Genomic DNA, 1824 nt, shown 5'->3' on the forward strand with positions numbered 1-1824 from the left:
GGCGGAGGGGGTTCACCAGGTGCTGCGGCGGTGGCTCGACGAGGCGGGGGGTCCCCAAGTGCCGTTGGAGAAGGCCGAGGAGAAGGCCGCGTAGTCGTTTGTCCGCGCGCCGGTGGGGACTGGTCGCGCAGTTCCCCGCGCCCCTTGGTAGGCCAAGTCACCCTGCGGAATATTCAGCTGCGTTCGTTCGGCCGGGCGCTCACAATGTTCGAGTCGTCCTCTCGAACACCCCCTTGGAGCCACCGCTTTGCAGGCTGCCGTCACGGTTTCGCCCTCCCGGATCCCCGACCTCCTCCTCGGCCTCGCCACCGTGCGGCCCGTCTTCGTCTGGGGCGCCCCCGGCATCGGAAAGTCCTCCCTGGTCAGGGAGTTCGCCGCCTCGCTGGGCCTGGAGTGCGTGAGTCTCATCGGTACGCAGCTCGCCCCCGAGGACCTGATCGGGGTGCCGCAGATCCGGGACGGCCGGTCGGTGTTCTGCCCGCCGGAGTCCATCGCGCGCGACGAGCCGTACTGTCTGTTCCTGGACGAGCTGAACGCGGCCACCCCGGACGTGCAGAAGGCGTTCTACTCGCTGATCCTGGACCGCCGCATCGGGGACTACGAACTCCCCAAGGGCTCCATCGTCATCGGTGCCGGGAACCGGGCCACCGACAACGCGCTGGCCCGGCCCATCGCCTCCGCCCTCGTCAACCGCCTCACCCACGTGCACCTGGAGGCGTCCGCGAAGGACTGGCTGGCCTGGGCCGCCGAGCACGGCATCCACCCCTGGATCCTCGACCACCTCACCGACCGGCCCGACCACCTGTGGTCCAAGCCGCCGAAGACCGAGGAGCCCTTCTCCACGCCCCGCTCCTGGCACATGCTCTCCGACGCGCTGCACTCCTTCGGCCGGGACCTCGACGAGGACACCCTGAAGGTCCTCGCGCACGGCACGCTGACGCCCCGGCACGCGACCGCGTTCTGCGGCTACGTCAAGATCGTGCGCAGCCGCTTCGGCATCGAGGCGATCATCAAGGGCGACGCCCGCTGGCCGAACCGCCTGGAGGACCGCGACCTGCTCTACTACCTCGCCGAGTCCTTCCGCGGCCGCCTGATCAAGGAACTCCCCGCCAGCAAGGAGCACATGTCGGCCAACGGTCGGCAGACCGCGTACCGCGCCAAGTCGCTGCTGGTCCAGCTCGCCGAAATCTCCGTCGAGGTCGCCCAGACCGTCATCGCCTCCGACGCCGACGGCAACCCCGTCCTGCCGTCCTGGTTCCTCGTCGAGGCCGCCCGGGACATGCCCCGGCTCGTGGAGGCGCGGCGGTGAGCCGCGGCCCCGAAAAGAAGAAGAAGCGGGACCCGGCCGGTGAGGCGTTCGCCGAGGGCATGCGGCTGCTCAAGGCCAACCCGGCCCTCGCCGCCGTCGAGTTCGACGTCTGCCGCAAGGAGGACTGCCCGCTGGCCCCCCGCGACGGGCTCGTGGTGGCCGACTCCGACGGAGACCTGCACGTCCACCCCCACCGCCTCGCCGAACCCGCCGCCTGGGCCTGGGCGCTCGCCCACGCCGTCCTGCACCTCGGCTTCGGACACGTCCCCGCCGTGAAGGGCGACCGCACCCAGCCCGACCGCTTCGACCTCGCCGCCCGCTGTGTCGTCGTCAACCGCTTCCTGCTCGGCTTCACCATCGGCGAGACCCCCGAGCACCTGCCCGCCTCCTACCCCGACGGCGACGAGGAGCAGCTCGCGGCCCGCTGGCGGCGCGACGGCATCCCCGCCGCCTACGAACACTGCGGTACCGCGGGCCCCGACCCCGACCAGCTGCTGCTGCGGTGGGTCGGCTGG

1 protein-coding gene and 1 pseudogene are annotated in these 1824 nt (G+C 71.3%); both read left to right on the top strand.

What is annotated here, in order from left to right; all coding sequences use genetic code 11:
* Positions 1-247: 247 nt before the first annotated feature.
* Entirely contained in the window at positions 248-1309 is a 1062-nt protein-coding gene (locus AOJ26_RS35880; RefSeq protein WP_053852544.1) for an ATP-binding protein, read from the top strand.
* A pseudogene (locus AOJ26_RS35885) lies at positions 1306-1824 on the top strand (hypothetical protein); the annotation flags it as partial. The gene AOJ26_RS35880 and the pseudogene AOJ26_RS35885, both read left to right, overlap by 4 nt.

Source organism: Streptomyces sp. NRRL B-24085 (assembly GCF_001282115.1).
In the GTDB taxonomy this organism is placed as follows: Bacteria; Actinomycetota; Actinomycetes; order Streptomycetales; family Streptomycetaceae; genus Streptomyces.